Origin of the sequence: Legionella rowbothamii (assembly GCF_900639985.1) — a bacterium.
In the GTDB taxonomy this organism is placed as follows: domain Bacteria; phylum Pseudomonadota; class Gammaproteobacteria; order Legionellales; family Legionellaceae; genus Legionella; species Legionella rowbothamii.
This window is the reverse complement of record NZ_CAAAIM010000004.1, coordinates 215986-241370: the sequence shown is the minus strand read 5'-3', so window position 1 is coordinate 241370 and position 25385 is coordinate 215986. Positions and strand designations below refer to the sequence as shown.

Here is a 25385-nt window from a genome sequence, read left to right as displayed (position 1 = left end):
AACTATTCTCTAGGCTTATAAATTTCGTATAAGTCTACCTCATTATTCCAATAGTGCGAACGGCCTACATAATTCATTCCTGTTTTTTCCAGGACGCGTCTTGAACCTTCATTATTAGGATTAATAACTCCAACAAGCCTTTCAATTGTTAAATGTTGAAATCCCCAATGAATCAATGCCCGAGCCAACTCCGTACCATAACCTTTATTCCAGGCATTTTTCGTTAAGGCATATCCTATTTCAATATCAGCTTGGTCATCGTCATAAGCAAGGTAAATTAAACCCGCTCGCCCAACAAATGCGCCACTTTCTTTTTCAAATACACACCCAAGACTAAAATTGTGTTTTTGATAATGCACAATAGCTTTCTCTAAGCCAGTCATCACTTCAGTTTCTGTACGCACACCCTGCCCGATATATTTCATCACATCAGCATCTGATTGTAATGCATATAAATAATTAAAATCAGATAATTCTGGTGTATTAATAATTAAGTTTTTAGTTTCTAAAAAAAGACTCATAATATAGCTCAGTAAGCAATTTATTCAATAATCCTCTCGCGGAAGAGATGTCTGCTCATCAATTAATACAAGCTGGCATCGAGGCTATCTTTTATTTCGAACAACGAAAACAATCGGTTATGTGATCATCAACCATGCCAATTGCTTGCATATAAGCATAGATGATGGTGGAGCCGACGAAACTCATACCTCGCTTCTTTAAATCCTTGGATAAGGCATCGGATTCTGGAGTTGATGCAGGTACTTCTTTTAAGGATTTTGGGTGATTAATTTTGGGAGTATTGTTAACAAATCGCCAAACGTAGGTATCGAAGGAACCAAATTCCTTTTGAATTGCGAGGAAGGCTTGCGCATTTTTTCGAACAGAAAATACTTTGAGGCGATTGCGAATGATATTTGAGTCAGTTAGTAATCCTTCTAGCTCGTTGTCAGTCATTTGAACTACCGCATGAGGATCGAATTGCTTAAATGCCAAGCGATATGCGTCTCGTCGTTTTAAAATTGTTTCCCATGAAAGCCCTGCTTGGGCTCCTTCTAATGTGAGCATTTCGAAATGTATAATATCATCATGTACCGGAACGCCCCATTCCGTATCATGGTAATGTACATAATGAGGTTTGTTTTCGTCTACCCAAGCACATCGTTTCATTATTTTTCCTATTCAATATAATGGGAGAATAATACAATACTTCTTTATTCAAAATAATATCTGTCATGTCTAAATTACCTATCACATTACGCAAACTTAAAGAAGCCGATATGATTGAATGCATGGTACTTTTTCAAAATACCGTTCACAGCATCAATGCAAAGGATTACTCAATCACACAACTCGAAGCTTGGGCTCCTAAAACAAATCTGGAAATCACTACGCGTTGGAAATCTTTATTAGAGAATATAACTTATGTTGCTGAATATAAGCAGCAAATCGTTGGATTTGGTGATTTAACGCACCAAGGTTATTTAGATAGATTATTTGTGCATCGAGATTATCAAGGTCGTGGTATTGCTGCGGCTATTGTAAAAAAATTAGCGCTTTGCGCGCAGAACCTGAATCTTCAAGAAATAGCTGTAGAGGCCAGTATTACGGCTAAGCCTTTTTTTGAAAGATATGGATTTACTACGGTTAAAGAACAACAGGTTAAAATTCGAGGGGAGGAGTTAACTAATTTTGTGATGAGGAAAGCTCTATGCAAAAAACTACCCCTCACCAAGGATTTGGTACCTAAGCCCTAATTCCCCCTTCAACCGCCTATGTTTTTAAACCTGCATAAGTCATTAAACAGCGAAAAAAGAGGGCTATTAATGCTAAAACGCAAACACTACTGCCCCAAATTAACATGAGCCAGCCCAATCGTTTCCACCACAGCATTTTCATTAATGATAGCCCTCATTTGAATTTATTTTGCCACGAAACACATAATAAGCCCAAGAAGTATAAACGAGAATAAACGGGATAATGAATAAGGCGCCCACAAGGGAAAACCCCATACTTTGCTCCGGCGCTGCTACGTCACGAATTGAAATATTCGGAGGAATAATGTTGGGCCAAAGACTAATGGCTAATCCCATGTACCCCAAAAAAAGAATGACTAAGGTGAGAATAAAAGGAGAAACATGGGTTTCGTGACGTAATTTTCTTAACATATAATAGGCGGCAACAAAAGCCAACAATGGAAAGGGGGCCAGAAAAAACAAGTTGGGCAGGGAAAACCAGCGTGCAGCAATGTATTCATGGCTGAGAGGCGTCCAAATGCTGACAATGATTATAACCACTAAAAGTAAAGCTAAAATAGGCTTGGCAATCTGAATCATCTTTTCTTGTAATAGTCCTTCAGTTTTCATAATGAGCCAAGTACAACCTAAGAGCGCATAAGCCACAACCAGGCCAAAACCAGTAAATAGACTAAACGGTGTAAACCAATCAAGACTGCCTCCATTAAAAATTAATCCTTGGGCCTGAGATTCCAGTTTAAAACCATTGATAAAGGCCCCTAAACTAACTCCTTGGAAAAAGGTTGCTACATAAGAACCCCCAATAAAAGCTTTGTCCCAAAACGGTTTGTGATTCTCCTTCGCCTTAAAACGAAACTCAAAAGCTACCCCTCTCCAAATGAGTCCACAAAGCATAAAAATAAGCGGCATATACAGCGCGGTCAGAATAATGGCGTACGCTTTAGGAAATGCAGCTAAAAGTCCTACCCCCCCCAGAACCAGCCAGGTTTCATTACCATCCCAAACTGGGGCTACCGTATTCACCATTAGATCGCGTTCCTCGCGATGGGGAATAAAAGGAAAAAGAATGCCAATACCAAGATCAAAGCCATCCATGATAATGTACATCATTAATCCAAAGCCGATAATCAAAAACCAAATGAGGGGTAGATCAATGCCCATAATTACTTACTCCTTCTCTGTACCAGGTTTAAAGGTTGGATCAACATTATCAGGGGCTGCAGATAGAGGTCGTGCTGGTCGGTGTAGATTCAACACATCGGGCTCTTCATCTTCCCCTTCAGTTTTCGGTCCTTGGGCAATTAGTCTTAATAAATACATAATCCCGGTACCAAAAACACTCATGTAAACTAGGATGAAAATAATAAGCGAGATAGATAGAGTAAGTGTTGAATGATTAGATACGGCATCTTTAGTGCGCATAAGACCATAGATAACCCAAGGTTGGCGCCCTATTTCGGTTGTATACCACCCTGCAAGAATGGCAATAACTCCAGACGGCCCCATAAGAAACGCAAATTTCAAGAAAAATTTAGACGTATATAACCTATTTTTTACTCGTAGATACAGGCTAAGCAAACCTAATCCTAGCATGAGTAAACCAAGACCAACCATTAATCGAAACGTCCAAAAAACAATAGTTGCATTCGGTCTATCCTCTGGAGGAAAGTCTTTAAGTCCAGGAATCCGACCATCCCAATGATGCGTTAATATAAGTGACCCTAGATGAGGAACCGCTAATTCAAAATAATTTTTCTCCGCGGCCATATCCGGAATTGCAAATAACACTAAAGGTACCGCTTCGTTGGGCTTATTTTCCCAGTGCCCTTCTATCGCCGCAATTTTTGCAGGTTGGTATTTAAGTGTGTTTAGACCATGTTGATCACCTAAAAATATTTGGACTGGTGCCGCAACTAAAACCATCCATAAAGCCATTGAAAACATAAGCTTCACCGCGCGCGATTTATTTTTCTTTAACAAATGCCATGCAGCCGACGCAGCGACGAATAAAGCAGTCGTGAGAAAAGCGGCCACAACCATATGCCCGAGTCGGTAAGGAAAAGAAGGATTAAAAATTACTTCTAGCCAGGAGGTAGGGATAACTTGATTATTTACAATGGTGAAACCTTGCGGCGTTTGCATCCAACTGTTCGAGGCGAGAATCCAGGTTGCCGAGATTAGCGTTCCTAGTGCCACCATGATTGTAGAAAACCAATGCAGCCCAGGTCCAACCTTATGCCAGCCAAAAAGCATTACCCCCAAAAAACCGGCTTCAAGAAAGAATGCGGTTAAAACCTCATACATGAGCAGGGGCCCGGTAATTGTTCCGGCAAAAGAAGAAAAATTAGCCCAGTTGGTACCAAATTGATAGGCCATTACCAAACCGGATACTACCCCCATGGCAAAATTAACAGCAAATATTTTTGACCAAAAGTGATAAAGATCGCGATAGACAATTTCTTTTTTATAAAGCCATAAACCTTCAAGAAGCGCTAAATAACTCGCTAAACCAATCGTAATTGCTGGAAAAATGATGTGAAAAGAGATAGTAAATCCAAACTGAATTCGGGCTAGCTCTAAAGCATTGAGACCAAGCATAAACTATTTCTCCTATACCAAGACATTCTGCGGCAGAAATGATTGTTGCATCAATTCAACTAATAACTGTAATGATTTCTTAACTAAAGCCTCTGTTGTTGCCGCGCCCAGGGAAATACGGACGGCGTTAACTGGAGTCGTTTCATCAATAGCAAAAAGATAACTAGGGACAATGGCCAGGCCAAACTGGCGCGCATAAGCGGCAAAATCCCTGGCCTGCAAATGTTTGGGTAGATAAAGCCAAAGATGATGTCCTGAAGGATGGGCATTAAAAGAATAATCAGATAATATTCTTTTAGCTATAAGCTGGCGCGACTCTATTTCTTTTCTAATCGCAACAAGTATTTTCTCAGCTTCACCAGTACTAATTAACGTGGTTGCCAGTGCTAAAGTTATGGGAGATAACATTAAGGACGTTGTGCGCAGCATGACAGCCAATTGTTCGCGTTCTTGAAATCCTGGACTAATAACGTAAGCCACTCTTAAAGATGGGCTTAACGATTTTGACAAGGTTGAAATGTGCCAAGTCCGTTCAGGAGCTTTCACTACAAACGCCTCGTGTACTTGATCCACCAATGCAATGTATGGATCATCTTCAATAATTTTGACATCAAATTGGCGCGCAATAGCAATAATCTCTTCCCGGCGGGTATCAGGCATAATAGCTGTTGTCGGATTATCCAATGTTGGAATTAAGTAAATCCCCGCCGGCGTCTCTTGTGTGCAAAGTTCTCTAAATGACGCGGGAATTATTCCTTCGCCATCCATAGCTAATGGTTTAAGTCTCAATTGTTGATTAGTCGCTATGGCTTTTAATCCTGGATAAGTGAATTCACCCGCACAAATAAGCGAATTAGGTTTAAAAAGCAGATTACATAGTGAAAACAATGCATTTTGGGCTCCCGCAGCAATAACAATTCGCTCTTTGTCGATAAAGCCCAATCGGGGTTTAAACCATAACGATGCGCCATACAAATGATGTTGTGAGTGATTGCTTTCTTGATATCCCAAAGAAAAACTGGATTTATTGAGTAAAAGCCCATTGAGTATTTGAGAAAATTTCTTATTTAAATCATCCGGTTGAGGTGCGATGTTCATGCTCAAATCAAGCTCAGAAGGAACTTGAACACCCTCTTTCTGTTGGCTAGTCTGCCGGACATGCGTGCCATCCCCTCTTTTGGCCTCAATAAGCCCTCTCCTAGCCGCCTCATTCAATGCACGGGTTACTGTAGTTAAATCAATATCCAACGCTTTAGCAATCTGGCGTTGTGAAGGCAGGCGTGCACCATTCATTAACAGACCATTTTCTATATCTTCTGCTAGCGCCTCCACAATTTGCATGTATTTGCTTTTAACTTTGCGACTAAAGCGCGGGGTCCAATAGATCATCAGTCACTCTTAAAAATAGTGATTTTATAGAATATTTTAGCACTACCTCACTAAAATTCCATACATTATAAAAAAAATTATAGGCAAAATATACATACAAATAAGCAGTGTATGGCTTTTCATGGCAGTAACTAAATGTCTTTATTTAAAATTTTTATAACCTCTAGATAAAGACTCTATTTTTCACTTCGACTTAATTGCGATATAGGTTGGATAAAACATGCTATTTATTAAGTATTTCTTTAGCTGTGGCATATCCTTTTGCTTTAAGCTCCTCAATCGTTTTTCTGGAGAAATCAGAATCCCAGGAATAGAGTCCTTCTTTTTCTGTTTGAAGCATAATCCTGGTAATAGACAGCACTCCAGGATCACCCATTATTTGAATAAATAGAGGTAATTCAGTAATTTCATTAATCGCCTCAGGTTCGCAATAAGGTAAAATAAGTTCAATCAGCTTTTTATAATCACCAATTAGATCTTGGGTGCGAAAATCCTTCCTCATCTTTTCAGCAAATAAAATTTCGTTTTTCCGAGAAAGCACTTCGATTATATTCTTCGGCAACCCTCGTTTTTTGGGGTACACGTCGACTACATAAACCTTTTTGCTACTCCAGCCACAAATTTCAAGAGCGGAATCAAGGGGTGTGTTCGTAACAATCCCTCCATCCCAATAATGTTTCCCTTCAATGGTTGTCCAGGGAAATGCCGGGGGTAAACTTCCACTGGCAAGAATGTGATCCGGTGTAAGGTCATCGGTATAACTATCAAACGTTTCAAATTCAGATGTTTCCACGTTCACCGCCATAACGAGTAAACGGACTGGACTCTTTTTTAATTTTTTAAAATCGACATACTTACAAAGCAATTTTTTTATCGGAGCTGTGTCATAAAAACTAGTCCAATTCGAAGCGAACTCGTTTAAATTCATACATTGAGAGAGCCATCGGGGATGGAAAAAATTTGGTGACCCCCACATTATGGCTTGCAAATAGGATAAAAACCTCCTGGACTGTTCATCAAAAATTTCAGGGGTGTCCAATGCAAGATCATTCCAAAACGCCTCTAATGCTGCAGTCGCATTTTTGGGATTGCCTGCAATAATCGCCGCATTAAATGCGCCTATTGATATACCCGCAACAATTTCAGGATAAATTTCCGACTCCTCCATTGCCTTGATTACTCCACATTCAAAAGCACCAAATGCACCCCCACCTTGAAGCGCAATAAGTGTTTGAGTTGCAAGAGGTTCAAGCGGAAACGAGATATCGACCAGCTGCTCTTTAACTGGCTTTAGATTCGTGTGATTTTCAATAAGAGATTCAGCAGCTTTAATTTCAGTAGTAGGACGCCCAATTAAAATTGCACCTTGAAGTGTGTTATTTTTTAAATAAAGATTAGCGAAATTCTTCTCTTTAGGAAAACCTCTTATTAAAAGTTCTGTGGCGTCATTTGCGTCGCCAATAATGATAACTGCAGTGCCAAACGCATAGAAAAATAAATAGGATGCGGTACGGTTGTAGTGTCTCGCACCTGACATATTCGCTGCGGCAATTTTTCCTTGCTTAATTGCCGTATCCCCGTATCGCGTTTTACGAAATTTTTCGAAAATCGGATCATAAAATGTCACCACATCACCAGCCGCATAAACATCAGGTATATTGGTTTGCATATACTGATTCACTAAAATGCTCTGATCCGCATCAAGCTCTAACCCGCTCTCCTTAAGAAAATCTGTATTGGGCTTTAAGCCCATATCTACAATGATAAAATCACCCGAGACACTTTTTCCTGAATTAGTTTTTACCGATTGAATGCGACTACGGCCCTCAATTTTTGTAATTTTTTCACCCAGGATAACTTCTACGCCATTGTTCATCAGAAAATGAGCTATCTCCGTACAAACTTTGAAATTTCCTGTATCAAACTCGGGGGTAATAACTGTTACCTTGATACCTTTATGGCTTAAAGTAGAAGCAAGCTCAATCGTAATATAACTATCACCATAAATGATGACCTTTTTTGCTGTTTGCATCTCTTGAATAATTGCTTCAGCATCATCAATTGTTCTTAGATAATGCACCCCCGCTAATTTTGCGCCAGGAATGTTAATTCTTTTAGGACTACATCCTGTTGCAATAAGCAGTTTCTTATAGTGAAACTCCTCAGCATGGGCTGTTTTAACACGTTTATTTTTGGTATCAAGGGTCCGTACCTTGGTATTCAAAATAATTTCGATATCATTTTTTTGATAGTAGTTCTCATCGAATATATATAATTGCTCTTTTCGTTGTTTTCCTAGAAGAAACGCTTTAGGAATTTGCATACGAAAATAAGGGAGAAATGCTTCTGCTGAGAGAATTATAATTTTACCGATTTCTCCCTCTCTTCGAAGAACATTCGCAGCAAAAATACTTGCTAATCCCCCACCGATGAGTAAAAAATCAGCAGCCTTGCTCATAATAACTCCTCATCCTGAGACCAAAATGATCAGTGCATAAAATTAAATTTAGCACAACTCATAAGATAAAGAACAGAGGCTATATGCTTTGCTGCATCAAGACTGCTTTTATTACAGGCTAGTCTTGACGCATACAGCATAATTTTTCTAGCCGCTACTCTTAATCACTACCTCCTGCAACATCTACTTGCTGGCTAATACCTGGGGGATTTTCTGGATTAATTAATCACTTAGATCAGACGAAACACATTGAAATTTACATCAGGCATAAATCATTGCGAAAAAAGCCTGGCTGTAAGTAACCAAGGCTGTATCTTTAATTTGAAGGGGATGCTGCAGAAGAACTCGCTTCAGGTTTGATTGCATTTAACAATGCTTCGCCATCCACTGTGGGTTTCTTTTCCGAGAGAACAAAGCAGGAGGGAATTAATCCTTTTACCTGATATTTTTCTAATATTTTCGTAGCAAAATCAGTGTTTCTTTTCCACAACATCCATTGGATGAAATTATTTTGCCCATAAGCCGTCAATTGTTGTTTTTGAGCAGCAAAACATTGAGCTAATAATTGATAAAAAGGATGAGTTAAATAATTATCTTCGTGCACGTCCACTAAAAGAGTCATATTACGCTCACTCAACGCAGGCTCCGCCTGCAAGTCATTAGATGCTGCGTCTAATATTTTCTTGAGTATCGGTTTAAGAAGTTGCCTCTCTGATACGGTCACAGAATCTTCCTGTATACTTTTTACAAGAAAACGATTCAACATCCCAATATAGTGTTCTCTATGAGAATCTTGAAGATAAAAGATATGAGCACTTTGCGTTAAAAAAAGATCTAAGGCTAAAATCACATTCACTCGGCCTATTACTTTTATCTGATCATGAGTTTGCGTTTCATAACCTAAAGAATTAGAAACCTGATAGTCTGTTTGCTGCTTCATATGAATAAAATTAAGCAAAGTTTCTGCCGCAAGACAGGCGGGTGTTTGGCTAGAATTAGATGTTTTCCAACTATCCTTTTCCGGAAATAGGAAAACCAATTCCAGCTCATCAATAGACAGAATCCCCAATGAATGCAGCATTAAATCCTCCAAAAACGAAATAAAGTCATTTTAACATATTTAGAGCTCATTGAGCGATAAATAAACTACCCAGCAACATATTGAAAGATATGAGGATATAGAAAACATTTTAATCTATAGAAAATCTAGGTTAATACTGCCAAAATATGTCAGTATTAAACGCTGTAGAGGTTTCCTATCTTGTCTCGAACCCAACGACTTTTTGATCTAATCCAAATACTCCGGCGATACCGCTATCCCGTTACTGGAAAACAACTAGCTGATGAGCTTGAAGTCAGTCTACGCACCATTTATCGAGACATCGCTACATTACAAGTCCAAGGAGCCTCCATCGAAGGTGAACCGGGTATGGGGTATGTTTTACGCCCGGGATTTATGCTGCCGCCACTTATGTTTTCTGAAGAGGAAATAGAAGCCTTAGTACTTGGTTCTCGCTGGGTAGCCCATAGAGCCGATAAAAAATTAAGACTTGCGGCAACCAATGTTCTGGCTAAAATTTCCGCGGTACTTTCAGAGGATCTGCGACACCAACTTGAATTTTCAGGCTTACTCATTGGACCGGCTAAAACAGCAATAGAGCATAATGACGAAATCGAAGCATTAATTCGTCATGCGATTCGTAAAGAATATAAACTACACATGACCTATATTGATATTAAAGGTGATGAGTCACAGCGTGTGCTCTGGCCACTTGCTCTTGGTTTTTTTGAAGAGGTCCATGTTATTGTTGCCTGGTGCGAGTTACGAGCGGGTTTTCGCCATTTTCGCACCGATAGAATTGTCACATTAGCACCGCTAGAAACACGCTATCCCAAACGGCGTCAAATACTATTAAAAAAATGGCGTGAAGCTCATAATATTCCTGAGCAGTAGCTGCTTACTACTGACAAGAACTGTCAGTAGTAAGCAATAAACTAGGTTCGTTCATATCACTTAATAAGGAGAAAACATGATATTCGAGCCCAGTGTTATCGTACTGTATGCTGAAAAGCTTACTCTAAGCAGCAATTTTTACCGTGATTTACTTGGGATAATGCCCGAGGAACATTCACCAACATTCCATGAGTTTAAATTTTCAAATGGAATGAGTTTAGCATTGAAGGCGAAACATACGGTGGAGCCACCTACCGATAAAAATAATGGTAATGGCGAATTAGCCTTTACTGTGAGCGATCATAAAAAAGTCGATGAGTTTTTTACTCGCTGGCAGACTAAAGAAATAAATATAATCCATGCACCGACTCGTGTACCCTATGGTTATACTTTTCTCGCGCAAGATCCCGATGCAAATCGACTACGGATTGTGTCTTTGGAAAAACCACCGACTAAATAGGAGTAATGCAAATGCCCTCTATATTACCCAGCCTAAAACAGGTAAATAGTTTTAAAGTAATCGGCTTAAGTACACGAACTCAAAATAGCGATGAGTTTGGAGAGAAAACGGCGAAATTACCTAATCTGTGGCAACAAGTTCATTCCAAGGGTTTAGCGGCAAATGCGACTATTGTAGCTGTTTATTCAGACTATGAGTCTGATGCCAATGGGCTTTATACGGTTACTGTCGGTATTCCCTCCGATGACACACCGGCTCAATTGAATTCGGTTACTATTGAAACGGGAGACTATTTTGTTTTTCAAGGTAAAGGCCCTATGCCTGCTACAGTGGTTGAAACCTGGAAGCGTATTTGGAGTTATTTTGAACGCAACCCTGAGTATCAGCGTAGCTTTATTAGTGACTTTGAAGCATATAAAGGCTCTGATGAGGTGACTATTTATATTGGGGTGAAGTAATAGGCGTAGCCCGGTTGCAATCAACCAGGCTACAATTGATTTTTAAATGCAATTTGCTTAATCCATTGGTGAGTTGGGTTAGTATGATTTCTGACATGGCAATATAAAAGGTTGCAAGGGGGGCTATTGCCATCGGTGTTTCAAGCAATTTAACATTCTCCTATATGCTCATTTATTGGCCATTTTCGCAGCAATTCACTACCAAATTAGAATGAGCAATACGGTGGTATACGCACAGAAATTGTCAAGTACAAACCACAACATCACGCTGCAACTTCTATTTAGCAAGAGCGACATCCACCAGAGCAGGACCAAAACCATGAGTTAACTGGGCTATAATATAGAACATAGGAAACAAGGAGGGATAAGTTCATGAAAAAACATCAGGTTATGGGGATAGATAGCCAATCATTTCATAAGATGAATTATTATGAATGGGGAAATCCGAACAATCCCAAGGTATTGCTCTGTGTTCACGGCCTATTTCGTAACGCTCGAGATTTTGATGAGTTGGCTCAAGCACTATCCTCTCATTATCGCGTTATTTGTCCCGACATGGTAGGACGTGGTTTAAGCGATAAAGTAACGAATGCCAACGATTATTCTGCACCAACTTATATCGCAGACATCACTATTTTATTAGCTCAATTGGGTGTAACCGAAATTGATTACCTTGGCACCTCGATGGGGGGAATGATCGGTATGATCATGGCAGCAATGAACAACTCACCGATTAAAAAACTCGTGCTTAACGACATAGGTCCCTCAGTTGACACCAAAGCCCTGCAGCGAATTATTGATTATGGAAAAGAAGGAAGCAAACATTCCTTTAAAACCCTAGAGGAAGTAGAAACATATTTTAAAAAAACCTATTCGAGCTTTGCGCAATTAAGCCCGAAACAATGGCAACAGCTTGCCATAACAGGGGTATGGGAGAGCCCTAACAAGCACTACCAATTAGCATATGATCCTAAAATAATTGATAATGTAATTGTAGCTACCCAAAATAATATTCCTCTATGGGCATTATGGAGCAAGGTTCAATGTCCAGTCTTATTACTTCATGCCGGATTATCTGATGTTTTATCGGAGGATACCGTAGCCCAAATGCAGCAATTACAACCCGGCTTAAAAACCGTAAACATTCCCGGTATCGGTCACCCTGTGTCCTTGATGAAACAAGATGAGATCGAGCTAATTAAAGATTGGTTAACTGGGCACGAATAACCGTGCCATTAACGCACTAACCTGATGAATTTATTTATTTTATTTAAGAAGTTAGAATGAACAGCGCATCAAAATTTGGTTCGCTGCTAACTTGTTTGAATTTAAGGATAAATTAATGAATAAAAAAGTTCTCATCGGATTCATTTCTCTTTTATTTTTTTCCTCTGCCCATGCGGAAGAAAATGCCTCTTTAGAGCTCAGAATTAACTCCCCCCAAAAGACCAAATCTGCTACTCGTGCTAAATCTATACAAGACATCACTATTCAAGTAACACAAAATAATAACTGTTTAGCACAACCAGGCTCAATTACCATTACCAATAATTCCTTAGTTCATGCGCGTAATATTCAAGCAAGAGCAACTGATCCCAATTATGCTGCCTATATCCTAGCAACAAATAATTGCCCCACTCTTTTAGCTCCGAAAGCCAGCTGCACCATTTCTTTTTACACTAATGCCGCAGTCTCATTTCTAACGAAGGTGCTAGTAAAAGGGAGTAACACCAATAACACTTATTTTAATTTGAATGCCTTTGTTTGCACCCCAAGCATGACCTCCAGTGTATCTAATTTAGGGCTTGCAGTGAAAGGCAGCTTTACAGGGAACTCGCGGCAGTTTTATATTACAAATAATACCTTTATGAATGCACATAACATCAGCGTGCAAGCAAGCAATTTGCCCAATGGGACCACCTACACAACTACCTGTAGCGGTACTTTAGCTATTGGTAATTCATGTTCAATTACGGTAACGCCTGGTTCGACTGTAAGTGCTGATGCGCAAGGAAATCCATGTACCATTGGAAGTGCGTCTAACGCATTTTTAACCGTAAATGCGACACAAACCACCCCAACAAAAATTGGGATTTCTGTGGTAAATTACGGATGTATATATCAATCTGGCTTTGTGTTTTCAATTGATGATACTCAAGGATGCTCTTCATCACCCTGTGTTGGTGGAATTGGCGGAAAGATAATTTCTTTAACCGATTTAAATGGTCCCGGTTTATCATGGAGCTCAAGTTATGATTTAATCCCCGGAATAGACGATGCATCCACGTCAACTGTTGGTGTGCCAAGTTATAGTGATTTTTTAACCTGGTTTAGCACGACTTATCCCAGCTTGACCCCACTTCCCTCCACAGCATTTAATCAATGTGATGGCTTAACGGATGGATCCTGTAACTCAGGAAATATATTAGCTTTCTACAACGAATACATGACGATGGTTCCTGAAAGCAATCCACCCCATGCAACTCCCTTAAAGACTTATGCAGCAGGATATTGTTCTTTGTATTCTGCGGAGGGTTATACCAATTGGTATCTACCTGCTATTTGTGAATTGGGCAAAGAACCTAGCTATGCAGTATGCGGCTCGATAACAACAGATAATGTGGTAACTAATCTTTCTATGCTCATTAATTCTTGCACCTTAGGTGCATCCTGCCTATCGGGTAACTACTGGGCATCTACAGAATGGAGTGGAGGATCAGGCAATTCAGATACTACGTGGGCGTGGTATCAATACTTTGATGGCTCCAGTAGCGTCACACACTTTGACGTAAAAAGTGTGTCGCATTTAATTCGATGTGGACGAGAATTAACCTAGGCACTCACGAATCCAGTAGCTTACATTAACTGAGGGCCATGTCGAAGTAATCCAGAAATCGTTACTGGGTTACTTCACCGCACAGTGCGTATATTTAGGCCCTTATTCCATAATTATGAATATTACTGAACAACAACTTGAACTTCTTCAGCGCAAAGTCCCTTTTGCCCATGCCCGTATTTAAATAGAACCAGCTCTCCTTCTCGCAGTGTTTTAAAACCACTTTCTTGAATAGAACTAAAGTGCACAAAGTAATCCTTACCCTCACTTTGAATAAATCCAAAGCCTTTACGCTCGTTGAACCACTTAACGGTCCCTTTTATTTTTTCAGACATAATATTCCTTGATGAAATTTATCTTTACTCAGGTTATTACTTATTTTTCATTATTTAAGTAAGATTAAATAGCACTAGAATACTGGGTCAATTTTTATTGAAAATCTATTAGGGTTTACCTTGCTTGTGGGTAGATGAGCTAGCGTAGAAGTCGTAGCCCGTATTAGTACAGTCTAATACGAGCTTCATTTTTTGTTACATTTTTGGACTACTATAAGTCACCGCGGCATCCTCTTTTTTATTGATTAGCTCATTGAATAAGGACTTATGATCTTGTGCCCAAAAACGCAGGGCCTCCTCTAACAACTGCGTACGCTCATGCTCCTCACTGTGTTCCAATACAGTGACTAACTCATTAAGTTGCCGATAAGCGGCACGAGACGCTCCCTTAATTTTCACTAAATTCAAGATCCCATCACCTCGTTTAGTAACAGGCAAAGATAGGTTTTTCAGGTAGGTACAGAATTGGTTAATATGTTCAGAAATATCCTCTATCTGCTGTGTGTTTTCAACATCCGTTGTTTTCAATGCCACTAGTAATTCTCTGGTTTGATCCTGAAATTCATAAGCGTCATTTTTAAGTTTTAGGCGTCGTTTGAGTGTAGGCGCCATAGCAACAGCATGCCCTACAAAAAAACCAAAAGCCGCGCCCCCAGTACCTCTTAACAGCGAAGAACACTGCTCATCCTCACAAGTATTCGCAGCCACTGCGGCGCAGAGTACGGTAGCTGTTAAAAGACTGGCGCGAATAGCTAACTCCCGCCAGCTGTAATATGTCCATAAACCCCACAATGAATTTTTAGTCCTTTGTATTGCTAATCCTCCAAGGTTATAAAAATCCACCAAACTTCCAGTTGCATTGGTTAGTGTTCCAGCAAGATTCCTCATAAATAGTCCATCAATTAATAAAGGGAATGCGCATGGTAACAACCTCAACGCAGCTAATGCAAATGATTATTTTTAGTATTTACCCTTTATTTTTTAACCAACCTAACTCTTTGCCTTGATACCAATCACGTACGGCATTTGCAGCAAGAATTAGCACTACATGTTTAACTCCTTTGAAAAAAACGTTGAGCCTGAACCACGATAAAATTGCAAAACCCTTGCTTTTACAATCGCTTTACTAGACTAAATCGACGTTGGGGAAGTGCTTATCCTTCTTCTGGTTTTTATGCAGGAAGCACCGATGGTATCAGCCAACTATATGGCGCCCCCGCATGGCAGAATAACAGTACGTTCCAAGGATTTACTGCTGGAGGCTATGGAGTTATGGGCAGTTATGGTGGGATGCGCGCTGTTGCTGATATTGCCATGCTGGCAGATATTCACACAGGGATCATCGCATATTACACCAATGGTTGCGACAATGGCTGTATTTTTGGAGGTACGAGTGTTGCTTGTCCTTTGTATTCTGCAACCTTAACATTAATCAATCAGGCGCCTATGTTACAAAGTAAAGCGACCATAGGTTTATCAGCACAATACTTATATACCTTTGATCAAGTATTGTTGCAGAATCAAGGACTGAACTTTATAACTCCGCCTCACCGAATTATTGACGGTACCGTTCCCAATCCACCCAATGCGCCTATTTATGCCTTTACCTTATTTGATCAGAGCTATTGGTGTCACCGCCAAGTAACCTTCAACTGGGACTCCTCGCTGACTATGAATGAAAACCAGTATTAGAATGATGTCGTTGGGCTTGGTTCGCCTAATCTACCCATTTTTGTTCCATTCATGGCTTCTTAATGACACATTATCTCGGAACGCAAGAAGAAAATCTCCTGAATGAGACACGGTACCCGTTTCAGGAGAAACTTAGTCTTAAAGTACTCTTATAAAAAAATCTCCTCCTTAATAATAATTGTGCTACATTATTTTCATTAAGGATCAAATTCACTATTTGCCGAGATCACTATGGATTGGGATAAAGATCGTCAGGATTACGAGCAGCGGCTTGCCAATATTAAACCATTTTTAAATGGAAAAATCGTTTTAGAAAAAGATATCGTTGCCTTACTGGAAGCCGCGATAAAACCCTACGACCGGGTTTGTGTGGAAGGAGATAATCAAAAACAAGCCGACTTTCTTGCCCGCAGCCTCTGCACCATGAACCCTAAAAAAATACATGGGCTGCACATGATTCAATCGGCAGTAACACTTGCAGAACACTTAGATCTATTTGAACGTCAAATTGCCGCAAAAATAGATTTTTCTTTTGCCGGTCCCCAGGCAACACGCCTGGCAATTATGATTCAGCGAAACCAAATAGAAATTGGTAATATTCATACCTACAATGAGCTTTATGCGCGTTATGCCATGGATCTAACTCCCAATATTGCACTGATAACCGCAGAAAAAGCAGATCATCAAGGCAATCTCTATACCGGAGCAAATACTGAAGAAACGCCAAGCATCGTTGAAGCAACCGCATTTAAGAATGGTTTAGTCATAGCGCAAGTCAATGAGCTAGTCGATACCCTCCCCCGAATCGATATTCCAGGAGACTGGATTGATGCCGTAGTGCAAGCTCCTAATCCGGCCTATATTGAGCCACTGTTTACCCGCGATCCCGCCTTGATTGATGAAGTTAAAATCCTCATGGCCATGATGGTTATTAAAGGAATTTATGCGCCATATCAAGTCAATCGTTTAAATCATGGGGTTGGCTTTAATACCTGTGCCATTGAATTAATCCTACCCACTTACGCGGAATCTTTAGGGTTGAAGGGAAGTATTTGCAAACATTGGATGGTTAATCCATTGCCTACCTTAATACCTGCAATCGAAGCAGGCTTTGTCGAATCTATATTTTGTGTGGGTGGCGAGGTAGGAATGAATGAATATGTACGAGCTCGTCCTAATGTCTTTTTTACCGGCCGTGATGGCTCTTTACGTTCTAATCGTCTCTTTGGTCAACTCGCAGGACATTATGCTTGTGATGTCTTTATTGGCGCCACATTGCAAATGGACCCCCAAGCTAATAGTTCTACCGCAACCAAAGGCCGGATTGCCGGTTTTGGAGGAGCACCGAATATGGGCTGTGACTCCTTAGGACGACGCCATTCCTCTTATGCCTGGCTTAAAGCGGGGCAGGAAAAAAATAACCATAATCCTCAAGCGATACCGCGTGGCCGTAAACTGGTTATTCAGATGGTTGAAACCTTCCAAAGTGCGGGAAAGCCTACATTTGTCGAAAAACTAGATGCCTGGGAATTGCAACAAGAGATGCAAGCAGACTTACCCCCGGTCATGATTTATGGGGATGATATATCCCATGTCGTTACTGAGGAAGGAATTGCAAATTTATTATTATGTAAAAACCTGGATGAGCGCGAACAGGCGATTCGTGGCGTTGCCGGCTACACCCCCATGGGATTAAAACGAAATAAAACGATGGTCGATGAACTACGCCATCGAGGAGTAATTCAACGCCCGGAAGATTTAAAAATCAGCTTAAAAGACGCGGACCGTGATTTACTTGCCGCTAAGAACATTCATGATTTGGTAGAAATATCACAAGGGCTTTATTGCCCTCCAAATAAATTCAGGAATTGGTAGGAAAATTATGGATACGTATCAATATGCATTTAACCTGGAAAAAAAATTAACTACAGCTCCCGTAATTAAAGTTGGGGTTGCAGGCTCAGGCAATTTAGAAGTAATCATTAAGGCGAATGTGACCTCAATGCAAACCATTATTCGGGTCAATACTTTGATTTCTGGCTTTAAGGCAACCTGGGATGCGGTCATTGAACGCTATATTGAAGAGTACCCCTTCGCAGCGCTTGACATTACACTGAATGATGCCGGCGCAACGCCTCCTGTTGTTGCCCTGCGCTTACGCCAAGCAATCGAAACCTATCAATCAGGCTATGCCCCCAAAGAAAATTACCTCGAAGCCAATGCACGCAGCCGCATATACTCCTTAGTGGATGCTCAAACCTTTACCGAATTTCTTCTAGATATAGATACACCAAGCCCCACGCTACCGCAATTAAAGATGCAGGTAGAAACCGATGATGGGGTCATCATTGGTACCGCGCAAATTGGCGGAAGAGCGATAGCTATCGCGGCTCAGCAAAAAGATTTTATTGGTGGCGCAGTTGGCGAAGTTCATGGCGCCAAAATTAATGGCTTAATTAAATACACTATTAAAAAGAAACTAGAGGCCCTAGTCTTCCTAATTGACAGTGGTGGTGTACGTTTACAAGAAGCCAATGTTGGCGAAATTGAAATTTCAGAAATTATTCGCTCCATTTTAGATGCACGTTCTGCTGGCATAAAAACGATTGGCGTAATTTGTGGTAGTAATGGCGCCTATGGGGGCATGGGAATAATCAGCGGTACCTTAGATTATCTCATTGTAAATCAAGGGGCCCGCATCGGCGTTTCAGGTGCCGAAGTTATTCAAGCCGTAAAAGGAGCAGAGGTATTTGACAGCAGCGACCGTGCATTAATTTGGCGCGTTTATGGCGGCAGAACCCGCTTTTTGCAGCAAGCTGTACAAGCTTATACCTCGAATAAAATGGCCGATATACGTGAAGCCATAAACAATGCCCTGCACGACTCTAACCCAAAACTTAATTTAGACACCGTTCTTGTCCAGCATGAACGATTACAACAGCGAATCATTTCCGCCAAGCACTGCACTGAAGAGGGAGAATGGCTGAAAAAGTATCATCCCGAACTGGATGAGCAAGATGTTTTTAATTGTACGGATTTACAATTTTTAGCCTTAGCCAATAAGGGGAAAAATCATGTCCAGTGATCAAATTACCGCTCAACAACTAATTGAAGACTGTTTTGATACAGCGGAAACCCAAGTCAATCAGCAAATTATCTTTGGCAACGGCAAAATAAAAAACAGACAATTTAATATACTCGGAACCATTGAAAATACCGAATTTGGTGTAGAGGAAGCCATGGAAATGGCCAATCAGGTCTTGCAGCTAGTTAAAAGTAAAAATCAAGATCCTATTGTCTTGCTTACTAATGTCATTGGCCAAAAGTTATCGGTGCGTGATGAGTGGCTGGGCATGTATGGCTATTTTTCTCATTTATTGAGCTGTTTACACCTGGCCCGGAAAAATGGCAATAAACTCATCGCCTTAGTCTACAATCAAGCCATCGGGGGCAGCTTCATCGCCTTTGGTATGATGGCCGACCGTATTTATGCATTGCATAATACCGAATTAGCCGTCATGTGGTTGGAAGGTATGGCTAAAGTCACTAAATTAGACATTGATTTGCTCCGCAAAATCAGTGAAACCTCAGCTGTGTTTGCACCCGGCGTAGATAACTTTAAAAAACTGGGCGGCTTACATGAAGTACTGCATTTAAATGAAGTATCCGAAAAACTATTAATGACTTTAACAGAAGATAATATTACTGAAGATAATCGCGCAGAACTTGGAAAAAAATATGGTGGGCGCCAAATGGCCTTTGATCTAATTAACACGATTGAAAACCTATGAGTTACGCCAGACATACCTTATGTTACTTGAATCCCACTACAATAGCGGCAAGTGAGCATTCAGAGGAACAACAGCGTTTATTTCAATACTGGTTGAACCGCGGCTATCCCTTTATATGCTCCCGACAACCTCAAGACATTGCATCTGGGCAAATTCAACTCGCCCTCCCCTACTTTAACCACCAACAGCGAAAATTACGCCTCAGCTATCAGGTGTCAAAATCTAAAATAGCTCAACGCCAAGAGCTCCCTAAGTTTGCGGACGTATTTCCCTCCGTACTACTGGAGACTCCTGCGGATATAAAAGTCTATGGCTCTTATTGTTGGCAGTATCTTACCCAAGAATCCTATGTACAAGCTAATTCTGATTTAGATGTACTGATTGTCTATGAGGCGCAATCACTTACTGACTTCGGACGACTCTATAAAGAACTGTCCCATAAAAGTAAGGTACTTCATATTGATGGCGAAATACGCTTTCCTCTATGGGGAGATTGCTCGCTACCCGAGTTATTGCAAAGTAGTGATTCCATTTTATTTAAGTCCATTAATAACGTACGTTTATTAAGCAGAGAGGAACTCTATGCAGCATACCCCTCCCTCTGTTTCTAGCCCCAATAAAATGGCCCGTTATTATGCCAAAATAGCGGTGCGTGCGCTTTACGACGAAATATCCCTATACCCCAAGCCAGGCTTAGTAAGTTTTGTTGATAATGGTGCACATCACGACATGAATGGCGCTTTATTTTTTCGCAGCCTCTTTGGCTTACGCCATTATTTCGTGGAAGTCGGACAACATGCAGCCCTAAATGCACCACGATTGGAACTTGTTAAACTCGGCTTGCAGGCCGAACAAACCATGCATCAGATAACCGCTGGAGTTAATACCCACCGTGGAGCAATTTTTGCCTTGGGCATCATGTGCAGCAGTATATGTAAATTAAGCATCCAGTATAAAACGTTTTATCCTCAAGATTTGCATTTTACAATTATGGATGAATGGGCCCATTACTTACAGAAACATCACCAAAATACTAATACTCACGGCAGCCTAGTCAAAAATAAATATGCAGTAGCAGATGCCAAACAAATGGCAATAGATGGCTATAAACTGGTTTTTGATACCTATTCCGCTTTATCAGAGATTCAACATGATAAAGAGTTTTTTGGCTTGCTGGCCTATCAGCAGTTATTATTGGCAATGGATGACATCAATATCCTGTATCGCACAGGTCCTGAGGGCTTACAATTCGCCCGTTATCATATCAAGCAAAGTATCTCCTTAGAGAATCGCGCACAATCTATGAACGAGGCGATTCGCCTGCATTTATTATTTTCTCAATGCAATATTAGTCCTGGAGGTGTTGCAGACATGTTGGGACTTATTTATTTCTTACGCCATGTATTCTCAAGGAAATCACGATGAAGATTTTATTCGTTTTTTCAGGGCAAGGTTATCAAGACAGTAGCTTATTTAGCCTCTTTCAGGAAAATCATCAAGCCATGAAACGCTTAAGCGATTTTTCATCACTAACCAATGTCGATTTTTTACAACCCAATGTCCCTATTAGCAATCCAAATTTTACCCAGCTTATTATTGGTGTTTACCAGCTCACACTTTTTAGTATGCTCAAACCACTTTGCCACCTGCATCAAATTGAATTAGCGGGTTATAGTCTGGGGGAGATCAGTGCGCTTCTCACCAGTATTGATGCATCATTAGAGGAAAGCATTAAACTCTACACCTATCGCAGCCAACTGATGGCAACTCTGCTGAATCAAAACTATGATTTACTTTCTATTTGCGGTAATTTTGACTTAGCTGAGGTGGTGACCGTCTGTGCACGCAATCGCTGTTATATCGCGATTGTTAATTCCGAACAACATTTAGTATTAGGTGGAAAAATAGCGGATCTCGACCAACTGATTAGCGAGGTGCAACAACAAGTCGCGCACGTTAAGTTTCTTAAAGTGCATTTGCCTTCACATACGCCCTATTACAGCGATAAAAAAGGGCTCTTATTAGAGTTCATGAATAAAAATCTGCCTCAGTCAGGTTTATCTTATCCCATTATCAGCCCTTTAGAATTAACCAAAATATATGATTTCCAGCAAGAAAAATGCTTACTGGATCAAGAATTATATACACCGTTACAATGGCATAGCGTCTGTGAACTAATTGGAGCCTATCAATATGATCTCATTATTGATCTGGGGCCTGGAGCTGCAATGAGCACTATTTTAACGGGAGCTCATCCGCAATTAGCAGAAGTAAGGCGAGTTACAACATCCCAATATAAAAGTTTAGATGGTTTATTAACGGCAATAATGCGTTCGCTGTAATGGAGACTGGCCTGTTGCAAGAGCCCTATTAAGCCGCCAAGCGAAGATAGTTTTTGAGGCTAAGTTGCTTCGCTTGACGGGAATAGCCTGGCGATGAACATTTACAATTACATTGATAAAGGAAAGAAAAGCGATGATAAAACTCTACCAATTTCCACCCCAATGGTCCTTGCCAAATCCTAGTCCATTTTGTATGAAACTGGAAACTTATTTGCGTATGGCAAAACTGCCTTTTGAAGCCATCTATGTAGTAAACCCAACAAAAGGACCAAAGAAAAAACTTCCTACCATTAATGATGAAGGCACAATACTTGGTGACAGCGGTTTAATCATTAGCTATCTAAAAGAAAAATATGGCGACCCTTTAGATAGTCACATATCAAGCGAACAAAAAGCGCAAGCTTTGGCAATACAACGTTTACTTGAAGAGCATTTATATTGGATCATGGTGTATTCCCGTTGGATAGATGAGCGTTATTGGCCAGTTACCCGAGATACCTTTTTCAGCCATTTGAAATGGCCCCTGCGTATAATTATTCCTATCATTCTGCAAAAAAAAATTCGTGGAGATCTCTATAAACACGGAATTGGCAGGCATAGTACCACAGAGATTTATCAATTAGGTGTTGAGGATCTAACGGTCTTAAGTACCTTCTTAAAGTCCTCGGAATTTTTGTTGGGTAATGAGCCCACCAGTATCGATGCTAGTGCTTATGCCTTTCTGGCCAACATCCTGGAGACACCGATTGCCTCTCCACTACAAGATTATGCTAAAACTCAACCTCAGTTTATTGACTATTGTGAACGGATGAAGCATCGGTTTTACCTATAAAGCTTTCACCCAATAATCGCTTGGAATAAGGCTTCAAGCGATTTCCCCTATTTTCATCTCTCTAATCATTTTCAATTTAAAGCACTTTGTGTTAAAATAACACACAATCTGATTTTAATTTAAATTGCCTGGTGGGATTTTAATTGCACTCTCATTTTGACATAAGCGCGGCTAACTTGAATAAACAGTTTAACATGCAAACACTTCCTTCAACATTCAGTCAGTTTTTAGCTCAGACTGATACGGAGTATCGCAAAAAATTATCATCTATTCCTCTTTTTAATATAGAGAAAACCAGAGCCTGGGATAAAAATCAAAAACATTTGTTTGCCGCTATTTTTTATCATTTGAGAGGACATTTTATTAATTTCATGTGGTATATCGCCAACTTTTCAGCTGACGCTCTATCAAAATCAATTATCTTAGAAAATATTAATGAAGAGTTTGGGATTGGAAACAGGCTTTCCCATGAACAACTTTATGCTAATTTTGCCCAAGAATATGGTGTTGATATTCATGATGAAATTGTCAATGAGACCCATTACCGGCCTTTTGCCAAAGAATTTAACAAAGGTCACCTGGCTTGGCTAGCAGCTCATGACACAGAAGCTCAAATCGCTGCATTTGCCGCTTATGAACGCCTGGATAATATCGATTACATTTATCTTAGTGAATGCGCCTTATCGATGAGTACCTCATCTCAAGGAATGATTTTTTTTAAAGTTCATACTCATGTAGAACATTTTAGTTCCGTTATTGGAAAGTTAGAGCCAATTTGGGAACACTGCAGTGATAAAATAAAACAAGCCTTTGAGTTTATTTATTCGCATCAAATTCAAATGTGGCAAAAATTGTCCGATGAAATTTTTGCACTGGCTAAGTCATCATTACAAAGAGGTGGCTAATTGATATTATTTTTTTTAAAAAAAGGAATGGTTACTGTTTACAATTACCTGATGGAAAAAACCATTGAGGCCAGCCATCAAATCACCTTATTTGGTATTGTGATGATGATCAACTTTCCTCTTTTTGGAATTCTCTGGAAATTGCAAAATTTTCAGGTAAATAAAGAGTTTTTCCTCAGATTAATCGCGACGACTCTTTGTGCCTTATTAGCGCTCCATCGATTTTGGTCTCCTAAATTTCTAAGAGCCCTCCCATTTCTTTGGTACCTCAGTCTACTCTTTTGCCTGCCTTTCTTTTTCACTTATTTAACCTTATTAAATGCTGGGGCAACCTTATGGTTAATGAATTGCATGTCTGCGACCTTTTTCCTGTTTTTGGTAACAAACGCCTTAGACTCCCTAATATTGCTTCTGTTAGGCAGCAGTCTGGCCTACTTTTTCTATGTTTATGGTACAGATAAAATAATTAAGTATGTTCCCGGCGATGTATCCATTTTTGGTTTAGGAATAACCTTTACAGCAGCCATTATCATTGGGGCGCTTTTTGCCCGAGATAGAGAACTCATTTATAACGCTAAAATTTCGGGGATGCGCTTACTCGCGGGAAGTTTAGCGCATGACTTGCGAACCCCGCTATGCAGTATTTACCTACAGGCTAAAATGCAAAAATCCCTGGTGGAAGCCCTGCCTAATAATCAGGAAGTGAAGCAGAATTTAAACCAAAGCATTGCGAAAATTGAACGTGGCATTGACAGTGTGAATCAACTCATTAGCACGCAATTAAATAACATCCGCCATGATAAGTTTGATACCTGCAAATTTGGATTTTACTCCATCAATGAGCTCCTAAAACATGCTTTAGAAGATTATCCTTTTAAAAATAATCAACATGAACTTATCGACCTCCTTATAGAAGGTGATTTTATAATCTGGATTGAAAAAATCGCCTTTAGAAATCTTATTTGGAACTTATTGAACAATAGCTTTGATTTTATTGAAAAAGAAGGCAAAGGTGAGGTGCTAATTAGTATAGCTGAAGGACAAGAAAAGGATAATTTTAATTACCTACATATTAAAGATACTGCCCAAGGTATTTCTACAGAAAAAGCTAAGCTGATTTTTGAACCCTTTTACTCTGAAAGGCAAGGTGGCACGGGTATTGGCTTAGCCTATTGCAAATTACTCATGAAAGCCGCGGGAGGAGCAATTGCTTGCCAGGGCAAGCTGGGGGAGTACACCCATTTCACCATTAAATTCCCTAAAATAGACTAAAAAGATCAATAAAGAGCAGGCGATCTAAAAATAATTATATATACTCGTTATTTTTAAGGGACTTCTTATGCTGTGAGATAAAAAGAGGAAGCTTAAAAAAATTACAATGACCTCTACTTGGATATGCCGCAAGAAAACACCGAATACGCCACTAAAACGTTTTGAACAAACCGAATATAAACCATTCCCAATTGGAATATTTTTTACCTAAACGCATTTAACCTCTGCCGATGATTATCTCGAAAGCAATGAACGCACACTCGAATTTATCATGGAGAACCTGAACTCTCGAGCGAATCAATAAAA

The 25385-nt window shown here is 40.0% G+C and carries 26 protein-coding genes; 16 read left to right on the top strand and 10 right to left on the bottom strand.

Annotation, left to right across the window (positions count from 1 at the left end):
• Window positions 1-2: 2 nt before the first annotated feature.
• Both E1P08_RS09220 and E1P08_RS09215 read right to left on the bottom strand, forming a co-directional pair.
• A complete protein-coding gene (locus E1P08_RS09220; RefSeq protein ID WP_133136738.1) occupies window positions 3-521 on the bottom strand; it encodes a GNAT family N-acetyltransferase in 519 nt (172 codons plus the stop codon).
• Between the two features lie 91 nt (window positions 522-612).
• Window positions 613-1170, bottom strand: a complete 558-nt coding sequence (locus E1P08_RS09215; protein WP_133136737.1) for a DNA-3-methyladenine glycosylase I — start codon at window positions 1168-1170, stop codon at window positions 613-615.
• A 65-nt stretch (window positions 1171-1235) separates the two neighbouring features.
• Here E1P08_RS09215 and E1P08_RS09210 point away from each other — a divergent pair, with 65 nt between their 5' ends.
• The gene (locus tag E1P08_RS09210) at window positions 1236-1757 is read left to right on the top strand and encodes a GNAT family N-acetyltransferase (RefSeq protein WP_207387350.1); all 522 of its coding nucleotides are present in this window, start codon (window positions 1236-1238) and stop codon (window positions 1755-1757) included.
• Window positions 1758-1773: 16 nt separating this feature from the next.
• Here E1P08_RS09210 and E1P08_RS09205 read toward each other — a convergent pair whose 3' ends face one another.
• The 6 genes from E1P08_RS09205 to E1P08_RS09180 form a co-directional block, all read right to left on the bottom strand.
• Window positions 1774-1893 carry a DUF2474 domain-containing protein gene (locus tag E1P08_RS09205; RefSeq protein WP_278042715.1) on the bottom strand — a complete coding sequence of 40 codons (120 nt, stop codon included), beginning with the start codon at window positions 1891-1893 and terminating at the stop codon, window positions 1774-1776.
• A gap of 5 nt (window positions 1894-1898) precedes the next feature.
• The gene (gene cydB / locus E1P08_RS09200) at window positions 1899-2918 is read right to left on the bottom strand and encodes a cytochrome d ubiquinol oxidase subunit II (RefSeq protein ID WP_133136735.1); all 1020 of its coding nucleotides are present in this window, start codon (window positions 2916-2918) and stop codon (window positions 1899-1901) included.
• Window positions 2919-2924: 6 nt separating this feature from the next.
• Window positions 2925-4355, bottom strand: a complete 1431-nt coding sequence (locus E1P08_RS09195) for a cytochrome ubiquinol oxidase subunit I (protein WP_133136734.1) — start codon at window positions 4353-4355, stop codon at window positions 2925-2927.
• A 12-nt stretch (window positions 4356-4367) separates the two neighbouring features.
• Complete coding sequence (locus E1P08_RS09190; protein WP_133136733.1) at window positions 4368-5744, bottom strand: aminotransferase-like domain-containing protein; 1377 nt, start codon at window positions 5742-5744, stop codon at window positions 4368-4370.
• Between the two features lie 223 nt (window positions 5745-5967).
• Window positions 5968-8202, bottom strand: coding sequence for an FAD-dependent oxidoreductase (locus E1P08_RS09185; RefSeq protein WP_133136732.1), 2235 nt, complete (start codon window positions 8200-8202; stop codon window positions 5968-5970).
• A gap of 316 nt (window positions 8203-8518) precedes the next feature.
• On the bottom strand, window positions 8519-9283 hold the full coding sequence (locus E1P08_RS09180) for a hypothetical protein (RefSeq protein ID WP_133136731.1): 765 nt from the start codon (window positions 9281-9283) through the stop codon (window positions 8519-8521).
• A 180-nt stretch (window positions 9284-9463) separates the two neighbouring features.
• On the opposite strand from E1P08_RS09180, the gene E1P08_RS09175 reads away from it, so the two are divergent.
• The 5 genes from E1P08_RS09175 to E1P08_RS09155 all read left to right on the top strand — a co-directional run bounded on the left by E1P08_RS09175 (window position 9464) and on the right by E1P08_RS09155 (window position 13910).
• On the top strand, window positions 9464-10156 hold the full coding sequence (locus tag E1P08_RS09175; protein WP_133136730.1) for a helix-turn-helix transcriptional regulator: 693 nt from the start codon (window positions 9464-9466) through the stop codon (window positions 10154-10156).
• 76 nt (window positions 10157-10232) lie between these two features.
• Window positions 10233-10616 carry a VOC family protein gene (locus tag E1P08_RS09170; protein ID WP_133136729.1) on the top strand — a complete coding sequence of 128 codons (384 nt, stop codon included), beginning with the start codon at window positions 10233-10235 and terminating at the stop codon, window positions 10614-10616.
• Window positions 10617-10627: 11 nt separating this feature from the next.
• Window positions 10628-11074 carry a GyrI-like domain-containing protein gene (locus E1P08_RS09165; protein ID WP_165485136.1) on the top strand — a complete coding sequence of 149 codons (447 nt, stop codon included), beginning with the start codon at window positions 10628-10630 and terminating at the stop codon, window positions 11072-11074.
• Between the two features lie 372 nt (window positions 11075-11446).
• A complete protein-coding gene (locus E1P08_RS09160) occupies window positions 11447-12301 on the top strand; it encodes an alpha/beta fold hydrolase (RefSeq protein WP_133136727.1) in 855 nt (284 codons plus the stop codon).
• A gap of 115 nt (window positions 12302-12416) precedes the next feature.
• The gene (locus E1P08_RS09155) at window positions 12417-13910 is read left to right on the top strand and encodes a hypothetical protein (RefSeq protein ID WP_133136726.1); all 1494 of its coding nucleotides are present in this window, start codon (window positions 12417-12419) and stop codon (window positions 13908-13910) included.
• Window positions 13911-14032: 122 nt separating this feature from the next.
• Here the strand turns inward: E1P08_RS09155 and E1P08_RS09150 are convergent, their stop codons facing one another.
• Both E1P08_RS09150 and E1P08_RS09145 read right to left on the bottom strand, forming a co-directional pair.
• Complete coding sequence (locus E1P08_RS09150; protein WP_133136725.1) at window positions 14033-14245, bottom strand: cold-shock protein; 213 nt, start codon at window positions 14243-14245, stop codon at window positions 14033-14035.
• Between the two features lie 195 nt (window positions 14246-14440).
• Window positions 14441-15133: a hypothetical protein gene (locus E1P08_RS09145; protein ID WP_133136724.1), complete on the bottom strand. Its 693-nt coding sequence runs from the start codon at window positions 15131-15133 to the stop codon at window positions 14441-14443.
• Between the two features lie 207 nt (window positions 15134-15340).
• Here E1P08_RS09145 and E1P08_RS09140 point away from each other — a divergent pair, with 207 nt between their 5' ends.
• The 10 genes from E1P08_RS09140 to E1P08_RS09095 all read left to right on the top strand — a co-directional run bounded on the left by E1P08_RS09140 (window position 15341) and on the right by E1P08_RS09095 (window position 25079).
• The gene (locus E1P08_RS09140; RefSeq protein ID WP_133136723.1) at window positions 15341-15937 is read left to right on the top strand and encodes a S8/S53 family peptidase; all 597 of its coding nucleotides are present in this window, start codon (window positions 15341-15343) and stop codon (window positions 15935-15937) included.
• Window positions 15938-16168: 231 nt separating this feature from the next.
• Entirely contained in the window at window positions 16169-17812 is a 1644-nt protein-coding gene (gene mdcA, locus E1P08_RS09135; RefSeq protein WP_133136722.1) for a malonate decarboxylase subunit alpha, read from the top strand.
• A gap of 7 nt (window positions 17813-17819) precedes the next feature.
• On the top strand, window positions 17820-19022 hold the full coding sequence (gene mdcD, locus E1P08_RS09130) for a biotin-independent malonate decarboxylase subunit beta (protein WP_133136721.1): 1203 nt from the start codon (window positions 17820-17822) through the stop codon (window positions 19020-19022).
• Window positions 19012-19728: a biotin-independent malonate decarboxylase subunit gamma gene (locus E1P08_RS09125; protein ID WP_133136720.1), complete on the top strand. Its 717-nt coding sequence runs from the start codon at window positions 19012-19014 to the stop codon at window positions 19726-19728. Before mdcD ends, E1P08_RS09125 begins: the two co-directional genes overlap by 11 nt.
• The gene (gene mdcG / locus E1P08_RS09120) at window positions 19725-20339 is read left to right on the top strand and encodes a malonate decarboxylase holo-[acyl-carrier-protein] synthase (RefSeq protein WP_133136719.1); all 615 of its coding nucleotides are present in this window, start codon (window positions 19725-19727) and stop codon (window positions 20337-20339) included. Before E1P08_RS09125 ends, mdcG begins: the two co-directional genes overlap by 4 nt.
• Entirely contained in the window at window positions 20311-21153 is an 843-nt protein-coding gene (locus tag E1P08_RS09115; RefSeq protein ID WP_133136718.1) for a triphosphoribosyl-dephospho-CoA synthase MdcB, read from the top strand. Before mdcG ends, E1P08_RS09115 begins: the two co-directional genes overlap by 29 nt.
• Complete coding sequence (locus E1P08_RS09110) at window positions 21150-22070, top strand: acyltransferase domain-containing protein (protein ID WP_133136717.1); 921 nt, start codon at window positions 21150-21152, stop codon at window positions 22068-22070. Before E1P08_RS09115 ends, E1P08_RS09110 begins: the two co-directional genes overlap by 4 nt.
• 133 nt (window positions 22071-22203) lie before the next feature.
• Window positions 22204-22902 (top strand): glutathione S-transferase family protein, encoded by a 699-nt coding sequence (locus E1P08_RS09105; protein ID WP_133136716.1) that lies wholly within the window; start codon window positions 22204-22206, stop codon window positions 22900-22902.
• 194 nt (window positions 22903-23096) lie between these two features.
• A complete protein-coding gene (locus tag E1P08_RS09100; RefSeq protein ID WP_133136715.1) occupies window positions 23097-23807 on the top strand; it encodes an iron-containing redox enzyme family protein in 711 nt (236 codons plus the stop codon).
• Window positions 23808-25079, top strand: a complete 1272-nt coding sequence (locus E1P08_RS09095; RefSeq protein WP_133136714.1) for a sensor histidine kinase — start codon at window positions 23808-23810, stop codon at window positions 25077-25079.
• Window positions 25080-25385: the final 306 nt, after the last annotated feature.